This is a genomic window from Thermosipho sp. 1070 (assembly GCF_001682135.1).
Taxonomy (GTDB): domain Bacteria; phylum Thermotogota; class Thermotogae; order Thermotogales; family Fervidobacteriaceae; genus Thermosipho; species Thermosipho affectus.
The window spans coordinates 126,872-145,229 of record NZ_CP007121.1; the positions used below are offsets into that span (position 1 = coordinate 126,872).

The following is an 18,358-nucleotide window of genomic DNA, read 5'->3' on the forward strand; positions in this document are numbered from 1 at the left end:
AATAAAAGCTGTAAAAACAAAAAGTGACATGTGTTTTGGAATAAATAAGTGAAAAAACTTATTACAAATGAGGAGTATATGGCGTGGCACGGAAATCAAAAAAAGAATAAGTCAAAATTGGCTATACAAAAATAAAACTTATTGGAATTAAAAAAACACAAATTATAGCTTCTTCATTTTTTTCAATTATATAAATTATCATTTTAAAGCTATAATTTGGTTTATATCCATTAACAAAATAATATTTTCAAGAATTCCACAACTAAAACTCAAATACACTTCCTGCAAGACATTCACAAATTTTTGTTTTTAGGTTCTTTTTAAAAATGTCAATTGCAATATCTCCCGTACAATGACAAGGATAAAGCACATCAATTTGAAAATCATTTAAAAGATTTGAAATTTGTAAAAGTTCCTCATTTGTCTTATTTAAAAGATGAAATCCTCCGATAACTGTCTTAATCTTACCTTTTTTTGATAAATGAAAAATTATATTTACTATTCCCCTGTGAGAACAACCTGTAAGTACAATAGCACCATCTGATGATTCAATAAAAAGATATAACTCATCATCAAACAAATCCTGTTCTTTTTTAGAACCAATTTTAAATTTTTTCTCTGAATATTTGGAAGTTTTCAAAGGTGCAGCTGTAATAATCTTAACACCTTTAAATATTTCCAAATCATTTTGAACAATCTCAAAATTTCCACCAATTCTCTCGTAGAAAATTCTATTATGTTTAATACCAGCATACTTTTCTCCACTATACCTAAGGTTAAAAAATCCATCTCCTACATAAATTTTTTTAGGCCCAATTTTTTTTAATAAAAATTCCAATCCATTTCCGTGATCATAATGTCCATGACTTATGACAACTGCATCTAAATCCAAAAGATTTAAATCCAATTTTTCTACATTTTTTAGAAAAAGATCGCTTTGTCCTGTATCAAAAAGAATTTTCTTCCCATTAACCTCAGTTAATACACTAAAACCATGTTCAGAATAAAACCCGCTTTTTGCTTTATCATTCATTAAAATCCAAATCTTCATATCCTCACCACCGATTAAATAGAGATTTGCTCTTAATTAAAAATAACTTATTTTTCAAGTGGTATTTTTCTTATTGAAAAATTTTTTTCAAATAAATATGCTAAAGAAAATAATTTTTCCTCTTCAAATTCTCTTGCAGAAAAAGTTAATCCAAAAGGTCCTGTATCGGTATACCCAGCAGGTACAGTTATTGAAGGATATTTTGCCTTTGCAGTTATGTGAGCACCATAATTTGCGGGAAATAAAAGTGCTGTTAAGTTATATTTTTCAAATAACCAATCTATTCCCCCTTTTGCATACTTTCTATCATTTAATAATGACTCTATATATTCTCTTTCATTAATATCTGTTGTATCTGATCTTAATAAAATACTTTGTCCATATGGAATTGCATCTTTATTTTCAAAATTAAAATTAATTACATCTGTTAGCGTTTTAACTTGCAAATCTTTATCCTTCAAATAATTATTTATTCCATGTTTAAATTCATAAAATAAAACATTTATATTATTTATCTTATCAAGATTTTCAAACTTTATTTCAACTACTTTTCCATTTAATTTTTCAACCTTCTTCAAACTATCTTTAAATAACAAAATCTGTTCATGTGTCAACCAATTAAAAAATTGTTTGCTATATCCAAAAATCATTCCAGAATAATCAGATATTTCTTTTATCTTTTCTGGAACTTTTTTATTTTTTACTATATAAGTTGCAGGATCATTTAAATCAAAACCATATATAATCCTAAATACTTCAAATGCATCTTCAACTGTTCGAGTTATAGGTCCAGCTGTATCCTGTGTATATGATATAGGAATAATTCCATTTCTACTAACTGTACCAACAGTTGGCTTTAATCCAACACATGAATTACTACTTGAAGGTGAAAGTATTGAACCTGATGTTTCAGTACCAATTGAAACAAGCGCAAAATCAGCTGCAACAGCCACTGCAGATCCCGAACTTGAACCACCAACATCAAAATTTCCATACGGGTTTTTCGTCTGTCCACCCAACCTACTATAACCATTAGGCATCTCATACGACACAAAATTTGCAAATTCAGTTAAATTTGACTTACCAATTATAACCGCTCCAGCTTCCCTTAATTTTTTTACTAAAAACGCATCATTATTCACATAATTTCCTAAAAGTGCCTTTGCACCTCCTGTTGTTTGCATTTTGTCTTTTGTATCAATATTTCCCTTGATTATTACCGGAACCCCATGCAAGTTACTCCGTTTTTTGTTATTTTTTCTTTCCTCATCCATTGCTCTTGCGATAAATAAGGCATCTGGATTAATTTCCAAAACAGCATTTAAAGAAATACTTGAAATACGTTCCAAATAAAATTCCACCAATTTTTCAGAAGTTATTTTACCTTCATCGTATAGTTTATTAAATCTCTTAATAGTTAAATCTCTCAAAATAATAGTTAAATTTCTCAAAAAAATCACCCCTTAACAGATCCAGCAGAAAGACCTGCAATAATCTTCTTTTGAAAAATCAACACAAGTGCTACCAATGGAGTAGTAACAATTACAGCAGCTGCCATAATCTGTCCCCACGGTATTTCATACTGTGAAGCACCTTTAAACAATGCAATTGCCACTGGAACCGTATATTTACTGGGCCTTTGCATAAACGTAAGTGCATATAAAAATTCATTCCAAGCTGATATAAAAGTTAAAAGTCCAGTAGCCACAAGCCCTGGAGCAGACATAGGTAAAACAATAGACCATAAAGTTCTAAATCTTGAACAACCATCAATGGCAGCTGATTCCTCAACTTCTTTAGGAAGTTCTCTAAAAAAATTCTGTAAAATCCAAGTAGTCAACGGAAGCGTCATAGAAACGTATGGAAAAATAAGTCCCGAATACGTATTTATCAACTTAAACTTTCTTAAAATTACAAACAAAGATCCCAAAATGGATACCTGTGGGAACATACTAACCGCCAAAATTAAAGACATAACAACTATTTTTCCCTTAAATTTAAGTCTTGCAATTGCGTATGCAGCAAGTGAACCAATCGCCAGTGAAAACAACGTAGTAATTCCTGAAACAACAATACTATTCCAAATATTTATATGAAAAGGCCTTTCAGAAAAGACTTTTATATAATTTTCAAATGTAATTTGCCTTGGAAAAAGTGAAGGATTTAATTCGAATAAATCCTTGTCCGGTTTTAAAGATGACACAATAGCCCAATAAAACGGAAAAACACACCATATAAAAATCAAAATAACTGCTAAGTACAAGAAAAATTTATAAATCACTCTTTTATATTTCACGATTCTCACTCCTTAGTCAATCTGCAATTTTAACGATTTAATATAAATTATCGCAAAAATGGAAATCAACAAAAAAATGACCACAGAAAGACTAGAACCGTATCCAAACCATCTTCCTGTAAAAGCCCTGTCCATCAAAAGAGACCTATTATACACAGATAATGTTTCGGTACCTACACTCCCACGCGTCATAACATATACAACATCAAAAACTCTCAATGCATCTAAAGTTCTGAATATTAAAGCAATCCCAATAGTTTGCATAATTTGAGGTAGGGTAATTTTAAAAAATCTCTGTACCATGTTAGCCCCATCAATTTTAGCAGCTTCGTACAATTGTTCTGGAATTAACTGTAACCCTGCTAAAATAAGTAGTGCCATAAACGGTGTAGTCTTCCATACATCCACTTGTATAATTGCCCATAAAGCAAGTCCCGGTCTTCCTAAAATTGGAGTCCCAGGTTTTATTATTCCTAGAGCCTCATACAACTTAGAAATAATACCGAATTGATCGTTAAACATCCATCTCCACATTTGAGAAGAAATTGCTGTGGGAATCGCCCATGGAATTAACATAGCAGCTCTTACTAATCCCCTAAATTTAAAATTTTGATGCACCACTAAAGCAATCAAAAGTCCCAAAACAGTTTCAAGCAACACAGAAACAACTGTAAAAATTATTGTTGTTTTAAATGCCGCCCAAAATCTACTATCATTAAATAGTTTAATATAATTTCCAAAACCAACAAACTCTCTTTTAAACATAGGATTCAATCCAAAGTCAAAAAAACTATCGTAAAATGTCTTGAACAACGGAAAAAACGCAATAACTGAGATCACAAAAATGGCAGGAAAGATCATCCAAAAGGCCACAATTGGTTCTTTTTTATTCATTCCTCTACCACCTCACATTAAAATCGGGGGGGTATTCCCCCCCAGATTTTTTTATTTATTAAGAAGCATTTTTAATTCTTTTTCAAGATCCTTTATAGCTTGTTCTGGAGTTACCTGCCTTGTTAAAGCAGCATGTACATGCCTTTGTATTGAATCTGAAATTTCAGCGTAATTTACCGCCCTTGGTCTTGGCAAAGCATTAATAAATACATCAAATAATTCGACCATAAATGGGTTTGCCTTTTTTAATTCTGGCACCTCATACACTTCCATCCTTGTTGGATTTTGTCCTGCATTTACCGCCTTATACAACTGTTCCTTTGAACTTGTTAAAAACTTTATTAATTTCTTAGCAGCTTCTTTTTCTTTCGGAGAAGAATTTGCATTTATTCCCAAATTCCAACCACCTAAAGTTGCAGCATGCTTTCCACCAGGACCTTTTGGCAATGGAGCAATACCAACTTTTCCCTTAATTGGAGAATCATCTGAATTTGCAAGTGACCATGCATACGGCCAATTTCTCATAAAGACTGCATTACCACTCTGGAATATCCTTCGTGCATCTTCCTCCATATACGTAGTCACACCTTCAGGTGAAATTCCATCTTTATAAATTAGATCTACCATAAATTGTAATGCTTCAATAGCTTTTGGATTGTTTACAATAATATTACCATTTTCATCAAGTACGTCTGCACCAAATGACCACAAGTACTCCATAAAATCACAAACAAGTCCTTCATACCTTGCTCCTTGCCAAACAAAGCCTTCAATTCCCTCTGCTTTTGAGATCTTTTTAGCCATTTCTACAAGTTCGTCCCATGTTTCAGGTGGTTTTTTGTAACCATACTTCTCAAGCAAATCCTTTCTGTAGTACAAAAGACCCGCATCTGTAAACCAAGGCACTGCAACAATTCTTCCCATTACAGTAACAGACTTTACAGTTCCAGGTAAAAACTTGTTCAATTCAAAATAATCATAATCAGCTGTTAAATCTTCTAAAAATGGAGCAAATTCTGGTGGCCAAATAACATCTAGCATCAAAACATCTGGATCACTTTCTCCTGCAGCCAAATACGTAACGTATAAATCATGCCTTTCTGTTGACGAATCAGGCATTGGTATTACGGTTACAACAATATCTGGATTTTGCTTCATAAATTCTTTTAACTGAGCATAAAGTACCTCAAGTTCTTTTCCAACCCCACCCGATGTCATTGTTATGGTAGTAATAGCAAATGAAAAAGCAAACACAAATACCAACATACTCAAAACAAACAGTTTTTTCATATTAAAACACCTCCTTTTTTTGATGTTCAAAGTAATAGTAACATAATACAATGGAAAAATCTAAATTATATAAGATTCAGAATTTTATCAATAATAAAAAATATATTCTTATAATACCGGATAACTCAAAATATTTAATATTGGAAATGTTTCAAATAAAAAGATTTACACTTAGAAATTAATAGAAAAATAATATATTATTCTAAATTATCCTTAAATACATATTTTAAATTATTTATTACTTCAAATTGCTTAAATTTGCTCTATTTTTCAAATACAATTAATGTGTTAGAATTATTTCGATAATCAAAAAAAGTCGGGGGTGCTTATATATGAAAGTACAACTTCCTCAAAAAAGTATAAAAGATTACTTAAAAATTGCCAAAGAAGATGTAGAAGAGTTATTTGAAATGGCAAAGGACTTAAAAGATCTAAAAATAGTACACGTAAATGCAACATCATACGGTGGTGGAGTTGCTGAGCTTTTATACACCTTAATTCCCTTAATGAACGACTTAGGTATAAATACCCAATGGGAAATACTTGAAGCACCTATGGAGTTTTTCAACGTAACAAAGAAACTACACAATGCATTTCAAGGTGCCAAAGTTGATTTAATTGATGAAGAACTTGATCTTTATGTTAAAATAAATAAAGAAAATGCAAAGAATTTAGATTTAGATGCAGATGTTATAATTATACATGATCCACAACCTTACTTAATTCCAATATTTAAAGAGGGTAAATACATATGGAGATGTCATATAGACACTTCTACGCCAAATAAAAAGATATGGAATAAAATAATACCCATGGCATGTGATAAATATTCAAAGGCATTATTTCATCTTGAAGAATACATACAAAAGCCTTTTGAACAAATTGCCATAGAATTTCCGCCAAGCATAGATCCACTAAGTGATAAAAACAAAAAGCTCTCGAAAGACCAAATACAAAAAATAGCAAAAAGGTACAACATAGATCTTGAAAGACCGATAATCACCGTTGTAGCAAGATTTGATCCCTGGAAAGATTTAAAAAGTGCTATTGATGTTTATAGAATTTTAAAAGAAAAATCTGACATTCAACTTTTAATAGTTTCTGCAATGGCAAAAGATGACCCAGAAGGTTGGATTTTATTTGAAGATATTTTAAGATATGCAGGAACAGATCCTGATATACACTTTTTAACTGATTTAAAAGGTGTAGGACATTTAGAAGTTAATGCATTTCAAACTATTTCTACTGCAGGACTCCACACAGCAACTAAAGAAGGATTTGGTCTTGTAATTGCAGAAATGTTATGGAAAGGAAATCCTATAGTTGCACGACCTGTTGGTGGTATAAAATTACAAGTAATTGATGGATACAATGGGTATTTAAACACAGAAGTTAATGAACTTTCAAACGCATTGTATAAAATAATTTCAGACAAAAGTTTAAAAGATGAACTGGGAAAAAATGCCATAAAGAGTGTAAAGGAAAAATTCTTGACAACTTCACATTTAAAAAGATATTTGAAAATCATAAAAGAGGTGGTTTAATGGAACTTACTACAACAAAAAAAATACTTTTAGAATTACTTATTAAAAAAGAAACAAGTAGAAAAGAACTTGAAGACGCATTAAACATTACATCTTCCACCCTTTCATATACATTAAAAAAAATAAAAGACTACATTCTAATTTCCAATAAAAAAAGTATTGGTCTTGGAAGACCAACACAATATGTACTTTTAAATCCAAATTATTGGTATTCAGTCGGAATAAAAGTGGGAAGAGATTACATAAATGCCACAATATTTAACTCAAAATTTGAAATCTTAGAAAAAAATGCATTGAAGATCACAAAAGAATACATGGGAAATGAAAACATTTCCAAGCTACTAGATTCCGTACTCTCAAAGCTAAGTCTAAAAGACAAAATAAAATCCATTGGCATAGCATTTTCTGGTAATGTAATTGATAAAAAAGTTAATTCCTACATATTAAAACTTAAAGACTACTCACCAAAAGATATCATTAAAAAGCATTTTGGTAATATCCCATTTACAATTTTAAATGATGTTGAAGCAATAGCAACGGAAGAATTTGTAAATCACGCTGGAGAAAAAATACTTGTTTTAAACTATGGAACAGGTATTGGCGCTTGCTACCTAGAATCATTAGACTATTTCAATAAAAACTATAAAAAAATAATAGAACTGGGACACTTTTACGCAGGTGGCAATGAAAAATGTTATTGTGGTTCAACAGGTTGTCTTGAAACTCTTGCATCAGAATACGCTATACTAAAAAAATATAAATTTAGAGACTTAAAAATTACAGAATTTATAGAAAATGAGGAACAATACGAAATAGATTTGAAAGAAATAAGAAAATTATATAAAAATTTCAAAAAGAAAGCTGAAATAATTTATGAAGATGTATTTAAACATCTAACCGTGTCTATTATTAACACGTTTAAACTCTTATCACCCAAAAAAATAATTTTGACAGGTGAGGGAGTTACCCCTTGGTTTTCGCAAGTTCTACAAAAAAAAGTTCTATCTGTTAGTAAAGAACCTATACCAATTGTATATAGAGGAATTGAAAGCAACATAGAACTTGGTGCAGCAATAACCGCATTGCAATATTACATTATTCAAAGCAAATTATAACTTCCGTACCTATTAAATAATAGGAGTTTATCTTAAGCTCACAATTTAAAATCTTACAAATATGCTTTACAATTGATAATCCTAATCCAGAACCATATGCCATTTTAATGGCATCTTTGCTTCTATAAAATCTTTCTGTAACTTTTTCAACTTCCTCTTTTTTTATTCCAATTCCACGATCTTTAACACGTATTTTATCTTTTTCAACGGTAATATAAATTTTGGAATCTTCATAAGAATACTTTATAGAATTAGAAATAATATTTTTTAAAATTGTGTATAACATAAAACTATCGTTAAAAAATTCCTTTTGAAATACTGATATTTCAAAAGACAATCTTTTTTTGTTAATCCTTTCGGAAAATTCCTCTAAAATTTCTTTTAAGATTTTTTCCACATCAACGACATTTTTCTGTGGAGTATACATACCAAGTTCCAACATTGCGATAATTTTTAACTGCTTAATTATCCTTTCCATGCGTTTTATAGCATGTTCCATTTGTTCCAAAGGTTCTATATCTCCAAAAGTATCCCTTAATAGATACAAATTCCCCTTTATAACAGAAAGTGGTGTAAAAAGTTCATGTGAAACAGATGTTGTAAAATTTACTTTTGCCTCATTAATTCTCATTTCATCTGTTAAATCTTTAATATAAATAAAACCGTTAAAATACTTTAATCGAACATATCTCTCATCTGAAAGATAAAAGAAATAAAACTTATCTTCTATCATAAAATTTTCTTTTTTGATTATTTTCTCCACCACTACATCAACTTTCTCAAAAGTAAAAACCGACAGTATGTCATTTCCTTCAAAAAAACCAAGAGATCTCGCAACTTCGTTAGAATTTAAAATTTTCAAAAAATCGAGTTTTATTATCGCATCATCGAAATTTTCAAAAAAACTAAAGTCTTCCATTATATCCCCTCGCATTAAATTTATAACCTGCTCCTCTAACAGTAATTATCCATTCCTTCCCCAATTTGTTTCTTATATTACTTATATGTACATCCACCACTCTATCGGAAATGAACTCATCCTTCCACACTAAATCTAATATTCTATTTCTCGAAAAAACAACATTTTGATTTTTTGCAAGTAGACATAAAATCTCAAACTCCTTAGCCGTCAAATCCACTTCTTGACCTTCTTTTAATACCACATAATCATCACAGTATATTTCCAAATTACCAAAGCGCAGTACTTCTTTCTTCCCGGAAACCCTTCTAAAATAAGCCTTTATTCGTGCCACTACCTCTCTTGGATTAAAAGGTTTTGTAATATAATCATCAGCTCCTATTTCCAATCCAAATATTTTATCACTATCACTATCCTTTGCAGAAATTATAATAATTCCAACTTCGGGATACTCTACCTTAATTTCAGGTAGTTCATCTGTAGATAATCCATCTGGCAACATTATATCTAACAGTATTAAATCGTACTTTCCTTCCTCCAATTTTTTTCTCAAATCAAAAACACTTTCAACTTCATCAATTTCAAATCCTTCTAATACAATATATTTCTTTAATACATCTCTTATCAAAGGATCATCCTCAACTATTAATATTTTTTTCATATATCTAACTCCTTCAATTCTTTACCTGTTTCAATGTAAACAATTTCCTCACACAAATTATTTAAATGATCTCCAATCCTTTCAAGATCTCTTGCAATTAGTATGTTAGTAATCATTATATCTTTCTCTTCCAATTTCGATTTTTCTCTTATTTCAATCTCTATTCTATCTAATTCTTTATCGCGTTCCCATATCTTCTTTAAAAGTTTTACATCTTTTGTTGAAAACGCCAAAAATGTATCGTGAAGCATTTTCAATGCAACACCAAACATTTCCTTTATCTCTTTAATTATCCTGTATTTTATTCCTTTTTTTGTAACATCCAAAACCTTCTCAGCTATATTACAGGACAAATCGGCAATTCTTTCCAAATTATTCGAAAATTTTATCATCGTAATCACATATCTTAAATCTTTTGCTTTGGGGTTATATCTTGCTATAATCTCATAAATTTTCTCTTCAATTTCCCTATTTAAAAGATCTATTGCATCATCATCTTCTATAACTTTATTTGCAAGATTTACATCTAAAAACTCCAACGAATCGATTGAACTTTCAAATGATTTTGAAACAAAAGATAACATCTTTGAAATATCTGCTTTCAAAAGTGCATATTCTCTTTCAAAATGTAATGTCTCCATCTTATCACTCCTTAACCTATTTTTCCATTCAAATACGCTTCTGTTAATTTCGATTTTGGCTTTTTCACCATAGAAGAAGTATCTGAAAACTCCACTAATTCTCCCTGGTACAGAAAAGCGATATAATCTGATATCCTTATTGCCTGTGCAAGGTTGTGAGTTACTATTACTATTGTATAACTTTCAGATAACTTTTCCAATAGAGATTCTATCTTTTGAGTAGCAATTGGATCCAAAGCAGAAGTTGGCTCATCTAAAAGCAATACCTCTGGTTCGATAGCTAGAGTTCTTGCAATACAAAGTCTTTGTTGTTGACCTCCAGATAGAGCATTTGCGCTTTTTTTCAATTCATGTTTTACCTCATTCCATAGAGCTGCTTGCTTCAGAGACTTCTCTACTATTTCGTCCAATTTATTCTTTCCTTTTATACCATGTATTTTCAATCCAAATGCAATGTTATCATATATACTCATAGGAAAAGGTACGGGTTTTTGAAATACCATTCCAATTTTCTTTCTCAAAATAGTAATATCGTCTATTTCTCTATAGATATCTTTTCCCTCAAATAATATTTGACCTTCAACTCTAAATCCAGGAATCGTATCATTTATTCTATTGATACTCCTCAAAAGTGTTGACTTACCACAACCAGATGGTCCAATAATAGCGGTAATTTTATTTTTTGCCACATTAAAACTTACATCTTTTACCACCTTTTTATCGCCATAGTATGCACTAAAATCCTTTATTTCAATCATCTCTTGATACCTCCAATTTTAAAAGCTAAAAAATATAAAATTAAAACAAAAATCAGGAGTAACGCCGCACTTGCGCTAGCCATCCAAATTGAACTCTTTCCATATGCAGCTATAAGATAGTAAATATGTGTGGGCAAAGTCATAACTGGAGAGAAGATGTTTTTTGGTAATGAAGTTGCGTAAAAAACAGCACCAGTAATTAAGATTGGAGCGGTTTCTCCTAAAGTTCTACCAAAACCTATCAAAGAAGCAGTAACTATACGTGTTCTTGCCGCAGGAATCAAAACTTTAAAAATCACCTCATTTTGCTTTGCACCTAGCGCATAAGCTGATTCTTTCAACTCATTTGGTAAACTTGATAAAGCCTCCTTAACCGAAGAAGAAATAACAGGCAACGTCATTAAAGAAAGAGTAAGTGAAGCAGAAAGAACACTTGTTCCAAATCCCAACGCAATGGAAAACATAGCATATCCAAAAAGTCCAAATACAATTGAAGGAAGTCCACTCAAAGAAGTTACAGCCCAATCAACTATCCTAGATAAAATACTATTTTTATATTCTTCTAAAAAAACGCCTGTAAAAATCCCAAGTGGTATTGAAAAAGCTGCACTCACAGTCACTATATAAAAACTTCCCAAGATCGCCGGAAAAATCCCTCCTTTTTTCATTCCATCTGAAGGATATTTAGTAAAAAAATCTAAAGAAAAATACCTTATACCATCGAATATTACAGACATAATAAGTGCTAATATTAAAAAAACCACAAAATAAGTTAATACCTTTAAAAAATAATTCATAAACCTATCCATCTATTCTACCCCTTTTCTTTGCATAATAAGTAAGTATTAAAGATATACACAAGAGTATTAAACCAGCAAGGAACAAAGCATGATAATGCATACTATTTACACCTGCTTCTCCAATTTCACTTGCAATTGCCGCAGTAAGAGGTTTTATTGGATCAAAAATTGAAGTGGGAATTATTGCCGCACCACCACCAACTAGTAACACAACCATTGTCTCACCAATAACCCTATTTATAGTTAATACCGCAGCATTAAGTATTCCATTTATAGAAGCCTTTGTTGTTATTTTTAGTGTTGTAATAAATTTACTTGCACCAAGTGCCAGTGAACTTTCTTCTAGCTCTCTAGGTACATCTTCTAACGAATCTGTCATTAATGATACTGAATAAGGCAACGAAAGGAAAGATAACCCTAATACAGCAAGAAAAAGATTTTCCGTTGACCAAATATCAAAATTAAGTAAAATAGGAGAAACAAATATTAAAATTGCTGCACCAATAATTACTGATGGAACACCAGATAAAACTGAAATAATGTATTTTATTATATGTTTTTCTCTATCGCTTGCATATGTATGCAAATAAAAGGAAATAAAATAACCAAGTGGAATGGTAATCACAGAAGAAAGTACAGTAACAAGCAATGTATCCACTATAAGTGCAAGCATTCCAAACTCTGGTGGATCGTAAGTAGGATACCAATACAAACTTATAAAAGGTTTTATTTTTAAATGTATAATTGCAGGCAAGGATTCCTTTACTATGAAAAATATCAAAAAGATGAGCGCTGCAATGGAAAACAGCGCAAATGTAAATATTAAAGTCAACTGAAAATAATATTTTATATTTCTCATATAATTCCTCCTAAAATCCGTATGCTGCTACATATCCAGCTTTTTCAACTAATTCTTGTCCTTCTTTAGATAATCCAAATGTAATGTATTTTTTTATAGCTCCTGAATCTGGATATCCATTTGTTGCATCCAAAAACATATAAAGTGCTCTTGAGATTGGATAAACTCCATTTAAAATATTTTCTTTTGTCGGTAAAATACCTTCAACCTTTAACACTCTCACATCATCTGTAACATATCCAATACCAACGTATGCTATTGCATATGGATTCTTTTCAACTGTTTCCAATTCAAATCTTGTACTTTCAACCATACGTACCCACGGTGCCATCTTTTCTTTGTTTAAAACAATTTTTTCAAATGTTTCAAAAGTTCCAGATGCTGTGTTTCTTGAATATATCTGTATTTGTTTTTTAGGTAAATTTGGATCAACCTGATTCCAATATCTAATTTTTCCAGTATATATCTTCTTTAAAGTATTTAACGATATTTTTTCTAAGTTCAGATTTTTATTCACAATTATGGCAATACCATCATATCCTATAACAATAGGTATAAAATATCTTCCTTCTTTGTGCATCTTTGCAATTTCACTTTCCTTTAACCATCTACTTGCATTCGCTATATCCGCAGTTTTGTTAAATAAAGCTGCTATTCCCGTAGATGAACCTGCTCCTTCTAATGTTATTTCAAGATCAGGATAAATCGTTTTTAATTTCTCAATCCAAAGCTGTGCGATAGGAAATATGGTATTTGAACCCTTTATCACTAGAGTTTCCGAAAATAAAAACACAGTAAATACAAAAAGAATTAACACAAGAAACTTTCTCATAAAAAACACCTCCTGTTTTTAGTCTCCAGGAGGATTTTCTCAAAAATTTATTTAAAGTATTTTAAATTATATTAAGAAATGTTAAGATTACTTCCATTCTCTTCTTAAAAGTCCCATTACAATTACATCCCAATATTTTCCATCCCTAAATAACTCTTCCCTTAAAACTCCCTCTTTTTTAAAACCAAGTTTTTCATAACTCCTTATAGCCCTTTGATTAAAAGAATAGACATGTAACTTTATCTTATTAATATTCATTTCTTTAAACACAAAATCTACTAAAAGTTCCATTGCTTCTGTTCCATATCCTTTATTCCAGTAAGACATTCCAAGAAAAATACCAAGTTCACACACCGAATTCTTCCAATCTACCTTATTAACACCACATCCTCCTATATACTCATTGTTTTCTTTTAACTCAATTGCAAAAGAATAGTTATCAGAAAAAGCATTAAAACCCTCATACCATTTTATTTCATCTTCTACCTTTAGAGGATATGGAATACCGGGCATTGTGTATTTTAAAACATTGTTCACCATATTTCTTGCTTTTTCTAAATCCTCCCTTCTGTATTCCCTTAATCTAACCTTTTTACCATCTAACACAAATATTCCTCCTTTCTTACAAAATGTTATAATATACTTAGGGGGAAAATAATGGATAAGAAAAAAATATTCGAATCAATTTTTAATTTAGTAGTCAACTTTACACAGTTTTTTCAACAAAATAGCACTTTTTCGAAGATGACAACAAATGAATTCTACTTATTCTTATTCGTCAATTTTAACTCACCTGTATCTATGAAATATTGCTCTGAAAAAATGGGACTTTCCAAAAGTGCTATTACCGTACTTATTGACAAATTGGAAAATAAAAAATTGGTTAAACGAAACCGTTCAAGTGAAGATAGAAGGCTCATACTTATTTCCCCCACCAATAATGGTAAAAAGCTCTTTGAAAGTTTTTCAAAGGATTTTTACAAAATAATAGATTTTACTATTTCAAAGATCCCAGATAAAGAACTAGAAATTATAAATAAAGGATTTGAACTACTTCTTAGAAATATCTACAAAAAATAACTCTTCTTAATTTTACACCAAAAACAAAAAATTTTTTAAATAACTGTTCATAATCGGCTTTAATAACTTATCCAATAATTTTGTTTTATTTTATAAATAGTTTATAATATAAATAGTCTAAAATATAAACTATTTAAGAAGGTAAAAAAATGGTATTTATAACAGGTGGTTCTGGACATTTGGGGAATGTCTTAATAAGGAAATTAATATGTAATGGTGAAAAAGTTGTAACTCTTGTTCACCCAAGTGATAAATGCGAAAGTTTAATGGATTTAGATGTGAAAATTATAAAAGGTGATGTTAGAGATTATAATTTGGTAAAAAACATAGCAGAGGATGCCAATATAATAATACATCTTGCTGCAATTATTTCAATCCTTCCATGGAAAAAAAGACAAGTCTTTTCTGTTAATATAAATGGTACAAAAAACATATTAAATATTGGAAAAAGGCTTAACAAAAAAATAATTTACGTTAGTTCAGTACACGCTTTTATAGAACCTAAAAAAGGTACAACAATTGATGAAAGTATAGAAATAAATCCCAAAAAAACCGTTGGAATTTACGGAAAATCAAAAGCTTTTGCTGCACTTGAAGTCTTAAATGCAGCAAAATCCGGCCTTGATATCATAACAATATGCCCAACAGGTATTATTGGACCATATGATTTTAAACCATCTGAAATGGGAAAATTCTTTATACACTATTTACAGGGAAAATTAAAATACATAATAAATGGCAGCTTTGACTTTGTCGATGTAAGGGATGTCGCAAATGGAATTATAAAATTAATAACCCACGGAAAAAAATCGGAATTTTATATTTTAGGGAATGAGACTATTTCAATAAAAAGGATTGTAAAATTATTAAACAAAATTACAGAAAAAGAAAAATTCCCAAAAACAATTAACTCACGCTTTGCCTATTTTATATCATGGCTTGCCGCAACATATGGTTTTTTTACAAATACAAAACCTCTTTTTACACCTTACTCAATCCACACACTTACTAGAAATTACAAATTTTCACACAAAAAAGCAAAAAAAGAAATTAATTACACTCCTCGCCCAATTGAAGAGACACTCTTTGATACACTTGAATGGTTTAAAAATTATCTAAGAAATTCTTTAAATTTCACTTATTTCCACCATGTTTAACAAATCAATTACATCTTCTTTTTTACATAATTCTGTGCCAGGCGTCATAACAGCTGCAGTCCCAGCGGCATTTGCCCATCTAAAAGCTTCCTTTCTTCCTAGTTCTCTTTTTAACACATAAGCTGCCAAAAAGGAATCTCCTGCTCCCACAGCACTTTTCACTTCTACATCCAAAGGCTTTGCATAATAACATTCATCTTCTGAAACTAACATAGCACCCTTACCACCTAAGGTTAAAAGAATTTCCTTTAAATTAAACCTTTTCAAAATCTTCTTACCTTCTACTTTAAAATCTTCCAAACTCTTTAATTTTTTTCCGACAAGTCTCTGAAATTCATGTTCATTTGGTTTTATAACATCTGGATTTCCAAGAAGTCCCGCCTTAAGCTTCTCACCATCTGCATCAAAATATACATATACTCCCCATTGCTTTAACGCAAATATTATTCCAGTGTAAAAATCTGGTGAAACTCCTTTTGGAAGGCTTCCTGAAATTATGATTACATCACCTTCTCTAACAATTGCATTTAAAACTTCAAGAATCACTTGTAGTTTCTTTTTCGAAATCTTTTCACCTGGCATACTAAATCTATACTGTCCTTCTTTTGTCTCCATTATTATATTAGTCCTTGTTTCAACTTCTACCCTTATAGTACTATAAATAACCCCTTCTTTATCAAGCATTTCCTCAATTCTCCGCCCAGTTTCACCACCAAGTAATGAAATAGCAACAGATACTCCCCCAAGTTCTTTAATTACTCTTGAAACATCTATACCCTTTCCCGCTGGATAGTCAACAACATTTTTTACACGAATTGTATCATCTAAAACTAATTTATCAACGTATAAATACCTATCCAAACAAGGATTCATCGTAAGCGTAAAAATCAAAATTTCACCCCTTTCAAAAAGGCCAGATTAAATCTGGCCTTAAATTACTAATCCACCATCCACTCCTATTACTTGACCTGTAATGTATGAGGAATCATCAGATGCTAAAAATAGATAAACCTTTGCAACTTCTTCTGCTTCTCCCATTCTTTTTAAAGGTATTTTTTCATTTAAAGCTTGTATTATTCTATCAGGAACTTTTTCCGTCATTGGTGTTTTAATAAACCCGGGAGCTACTGCATTTACCCTAATTTGTGCACCTTTTCTTGCAAGTTCTTTTGCCCATGTCTTTGTCATACCAATTATACCTGATTTTGTTGCGGCGTAATTTGTTTGGCCTATATTTCCATATACCCCCACAACTGATGAGGTATTTATGATACTTCCTTTTCCATTCTTTAACATTATTGGTGCAACAGCCTGTGTCATGTTAAAAACACCCTTTAAATTGACATCTATTACTTTATCCCAATCTTCTTCTTTCATCTTTAACAATAAAGCATCTCTTGTAATTCCAGCATTATTTACTAAAACATCTATTTTACCGTATTTTTCGACTATTTCGTCCACCATTTTCTTAATTGCACTTCTATCACAAACATCTAATTTATAAGTATCAATACTTTCATTTTCCTCCTTTAATTTTTTTAAATTTTCCTCAACTACATCACAAGCTATCACTTTTGCCCCTTCTTTTGCAAATAACAAGGAGGCAACTTTCCCTATTCCACTACCTGCACCTGTAATTATACAAACTTTTCCTTCTAATTTCATATTCTAACCCCCTTAAGTTAGTCTTGTTTAACATTTTAATTATACAACCTCTATAACTTAAATACAAGAATAAAAATTAAAATAGAAATTGAAAAAATTAAAAATAAAGTATCCCGAATACTCCAACATAATTTATAATAGCTTTTTCTCTCAAATAGCCCGTATTTTCTTGCTTGCAATGCAATTGAAATTTCTTCTGCCTTTCTTATTGATGAAACAAGAAGAGGGACGATTATTACAATTATCGCTTGAAGTTTATACTTTAGCCCTTTTTGGTCAAATTTTGCCCCTCTTGCAATTTGCGCTTTAATTATTCTATCAACCTCATCAAACAAAATAGGAATAAATCTAAAAGAAATGGTCATAATCATTCCAAAATCGTCTCTGTATCTTTTTTTTACACCAAAAAATTTTAAAAGATCAGATAACCCTCTTGAAATCAACAATGGTGAAGTAGTAAAAGTTAAAAAAGATGCAAAAAGTACAACAAATACAAGTCTAAGTGCTATAAAAATGGACATTTCAAGTCCACTGACAAAATACTGCACTACTGAAGCAAATAATATTAAAAACCACATGTTTTTCACAGATCTCAAATACAAAGTAAATCTAATATTTGACAAAAATGATATAAGCAAAAACACAAAAAAGAATATCAAATACCCTGTTAAATTTTGTACAAATAAAACAGCTGACACTAAAACAAAAGAAGAAATAATTTTTGTTCTTGGATCTAACGCGTGTATTATGGAATTTCCTGGTACATATCTTCCAAAAGCAAATTTCATATTACTCC

At 30.6% G+C, this 18,358-nt stretch carries 20 protein-coding genes; 4 read left to right on the forward strand and 16 right to left on the reverse strand.

Annotated features, from left to right (window positions below; translation table 11 throughout):
- Positions 1 to 262: 262 nt before the first annotated feature.
- The 5 genes from Y592_RS00635 to Y592_RS00655 are packed head-to-tail and all read right to left on the reverse strand — an operon-like array spanning position 263 to position 5,531.
- The gene (locus Y592_RS00635) at positions 263 to 1,051 is read right to left on the reverse strand and encodes an MBL fold metallo-hydrolase (protein ID WP_075665156.1); all 789 of its coding nucleotides are present in this window, start codon (positions 1,049 to 1,051) and stop codon (positions 263 to 265) included.
- A 47-nt stretch (positions 1,052 to 1,098) separates the two neighbouring features.
- Positions 1,099 to 2,502: an amidase family protein gene (locus Y592_RS00640; protein WP_232218199.1), complete on the reverse strand. Its 1,404-nt coding sequence runs from the start codon at positions 2,500 to 2,502 to the stop codon at positions 1,099 to 1,101.
- 5 nt (positions 2,503 to 2,507) lie between these two features.
- Positions 2,508 to 3,347 (reverse strand): carbohydrate ABC transporter permease, encoded by an 840-nt coding sequence (locus tag Y592_RS00645; RefSeq protein WP_075665157.1) that lies wholly within the window; start codon positions 3,345 to 3,347, stop codon positions 2,508 to 2,510.
- Positions 3,348 to 3,359: 12 nt separating this feature from the next.
- A complete protein-coding gene (locus Y592_RS00650) occupies positions 3,360 to 4,241 on the reverse strand; it encodes a carbohydrate ABC transporter permease (protein ID WP_075665158.1) in 882 nt (293 codons plus the stop codon).
- A 51-nt stretch (positions 4,242 to 4,292) separates the two neighbouring features.
- The gene (locus Y592_RS00655; RefSeq protein ID WP_075665159.1) at positions 4,293 to 5,531 is read right to left on the reverse strand and encodes an ABC transporter substrate-binding protein; all 1,239 of its coding nucleotides are present in this window, start codon (positions 5,529 to 5,531) and stop codon (positions 4,293 to 4,295) included.
- 332 nt (positions 5,532 to 5,863) lie between these two features.
- Here Y592_RS00655 and Y592_RS00660 point away from each other — a divergent pair, with 332 nt between their 5' ends.
- Both Y592_RS00660 and Y592_RS00665 read left to right on the forward strand, forming a co-directional pair.
- Positions 5,864 to 7,075 (forward strand): glycosyltransferase, encoded by a 1,212-nt coding sequence (locus Y592_RS00660; RefSeq protein WP_075665160.1) that lies wholly within the window; start codon positions 5,864 to 5,866, stop codon positions 7,073 to 7,075.
- Entirely contained in the window at positions 7,075 to 8,190 is a 1,116-nt protein-coding gene (locus tag Y592_RS00665) for an ROK family transcriptional regulator (RefSeq protein WP_075665161.1), read from the forward strand. The genes Y592_RS00660 and Y592_RS00665 overlap by 1 nt, the downstream gene beginning before the upstream one ends.
- On the opposite strand, the gene Y592_RS00670 is transcribed toward Y592_RS00665, so the two are convergent.
- The 8 genes from Y592_RS00670 to Y592_RS00705 form a co-directional block, all read right to left on the reverse strand.
- A complete protein-coding gene (locus tag Y592_RS00670; protein ID WP_075665162.1) occupies positions 8,171 to 9,109 on the reverse strand; it encodes a sensor histidine kinase in 939 nt (312 codons plus the stop codon). The genes Y592_RS00665 and Y592_RS00670 overlap by 20 nt on opposite strands.
- Positions 9,096 to 9,770: a response regulator transcription factor gene (locus Y592_RS00675; protein WP_075665163.1), complete on the reverse strand. Its 675-nt coding sequence runs from the start codon at positions 9,768 to 9,770 to the stop codon at positions 9,096 to 9,098. The genes Y592_RS00670 and Y592_RS00675 overlap by 14 nt, the downstream gene beginning before the upstream one ends.
- A complete protein-coding gene (gene phoU, locus Y592_RS00680; RefSeq protein ID WP_075665164.1) occupies positions 9,767 to 10,411 on the reverse strand; it encodes a phosphate signaling complex protein PhoU in 645 nt (214 codons plus the stop codon). Before phoU ends, Y592_RS00675 begins: the two co-directional genes overlap by 4 nt.
- An 11-nt stretch (positions 10,412 to 10,422) precedes the next feature.
- A complete protein-coding gene (pstB, locus tag Y592_RS00685; protein WP_075665165.1) occupies positions 10,423 to 11,169 on the reverse strand; it encodes a phosphate ABC transporter ATP-binding protein PstB in 747 nt (248 codons plus the stop codon).
- Positions 11,166 to 11,978 (reverse strand): phosphate ABC transporter permease PstA, encoded by an 813-nt coding sequence (gene pstA, locus Y592_RS00690; protein WP_075665166.1) that lies wholly within the window; start codon positions 11,976 to 11,978, stop codon positions 11,166 to 11,168. The genes pstB and pstA overlap by 4 nt, the downstream gene beginning before the upstream one ends.
- Entirely contained in the window at positions 11,971 to 12,828 is an 858-nt protein-coding gene (locus Y592_RS00695; RefSeq protein ID WP_075665167.1) for a PstC family ABC transporter permease, read from the reverse strand. The genes pstA and Y592_RS00695 overlap by 8 nt, the downstream gene beginning before the upstream one ends.
- 10 nt (positions 12,829 to 12,838) lie before the next feature.
- A complete protein-coding gene (locus Y592_RS00700; RefSeq protein WP_075665168.1) occupies positions 12,839 to 13,660 on the reverse strand; it encodes a phosphate ABC transporter substrate-binding protein PstS family protein in 822 nt (273 codons plus the stop codon).
- A gap of 87 nt (positions 13,661 to 13,747) precedes the next feature.
- Complete coding sequence (locus Y592_RS00705; RefSeq protein WP_077286993.1) at positions 13,748 to 14,266, reverse strand: GNAT family N-acetyltransferase; 519 nt, start codon at positions 14,264 to 14,266, stop codon at positions 13,748 to 13,750.
- A 51-nt stretch (positions 14,267 to 14,317) separates the two neighbouring features.
- Between Y592_RS00705 and Y592_RS00710 the strand changes: the two genes are divergently transcribed.
- On the forward strand, positions 14,318 to 14,740 hold the full coding sequence (locus Y592_RS00710) for a MarR family winged helix-turn-helix transcriptional regulator (protein WP_075665170.1): 423 nt from the start codon (positions 14,318 to 14,320) through the stop codon (positions 14,738 to 14,740).
- Positions 14,741 to 14,889: 149 nt separating this feature from the next.
- Positions 14,890 to 15,897: an NAD-dependent epimerase/dehydratase family protein gene (locus tag Y592_RS00715; RefSeq protein ID WP_075665171.1), complete on the forward strand. Its 1,008-nt coding sequence runs from the start codon at positions 14,890 to 14,892 to the stop codon at positions 15,895 to 15,897.
- On the opposite strand, the gene Y592_RS00720 is transcribed toward Y592_RS00715, so the two are convergent.
- From Y592_RS00720 to Y592_RS00730, 3 genes are read right to left on the reverse strand one after another with little or no spacing between them, the layout of a single operon-like run.
- On the reverse strand, positions 15,868 to 16,788 hold the full coding sequence (locus tag Y592_RS00720; protein ID WP_075665172.1) for a 1-phosphofructokinase family hexose kinase: 921 nt from the start codon (positions 16,786 to 16,788) through the stop codon (positions 15,868 to 15,870). The genes Y592_RS00715 and Y592_RS00720 overlap by 30 nt on opposite strands.
- Before the next feature lie 39 nt (positions 16,789 to 16,827).
- Positions 16,828 to 17,562, reverse strand: coding sequence for a 3-oxoacyl-[acyl-carrier-protein] reductase (gene fabG / locus Y592_RS00725; protein ID WP_075665173.1), 735 nt, complete (start codon positions 17,560 to 17,562; stop codon positions 16,828 to 16,830).
- Between the two features lie 50 nt (positions 17,563 to 17,612).
- Entirely contained in the window at positions 17,613 to 18,350 is a 738-nt protein-coding gene (locus Y592_RS00730) for an energy-coupling factor transporter transmembrane component T family protein (protein WP_075665174.1), read from the reverse strand.
- Between the last annotated feature and the right edge of the window lie 8 nt (positions 18,351 to 18,358).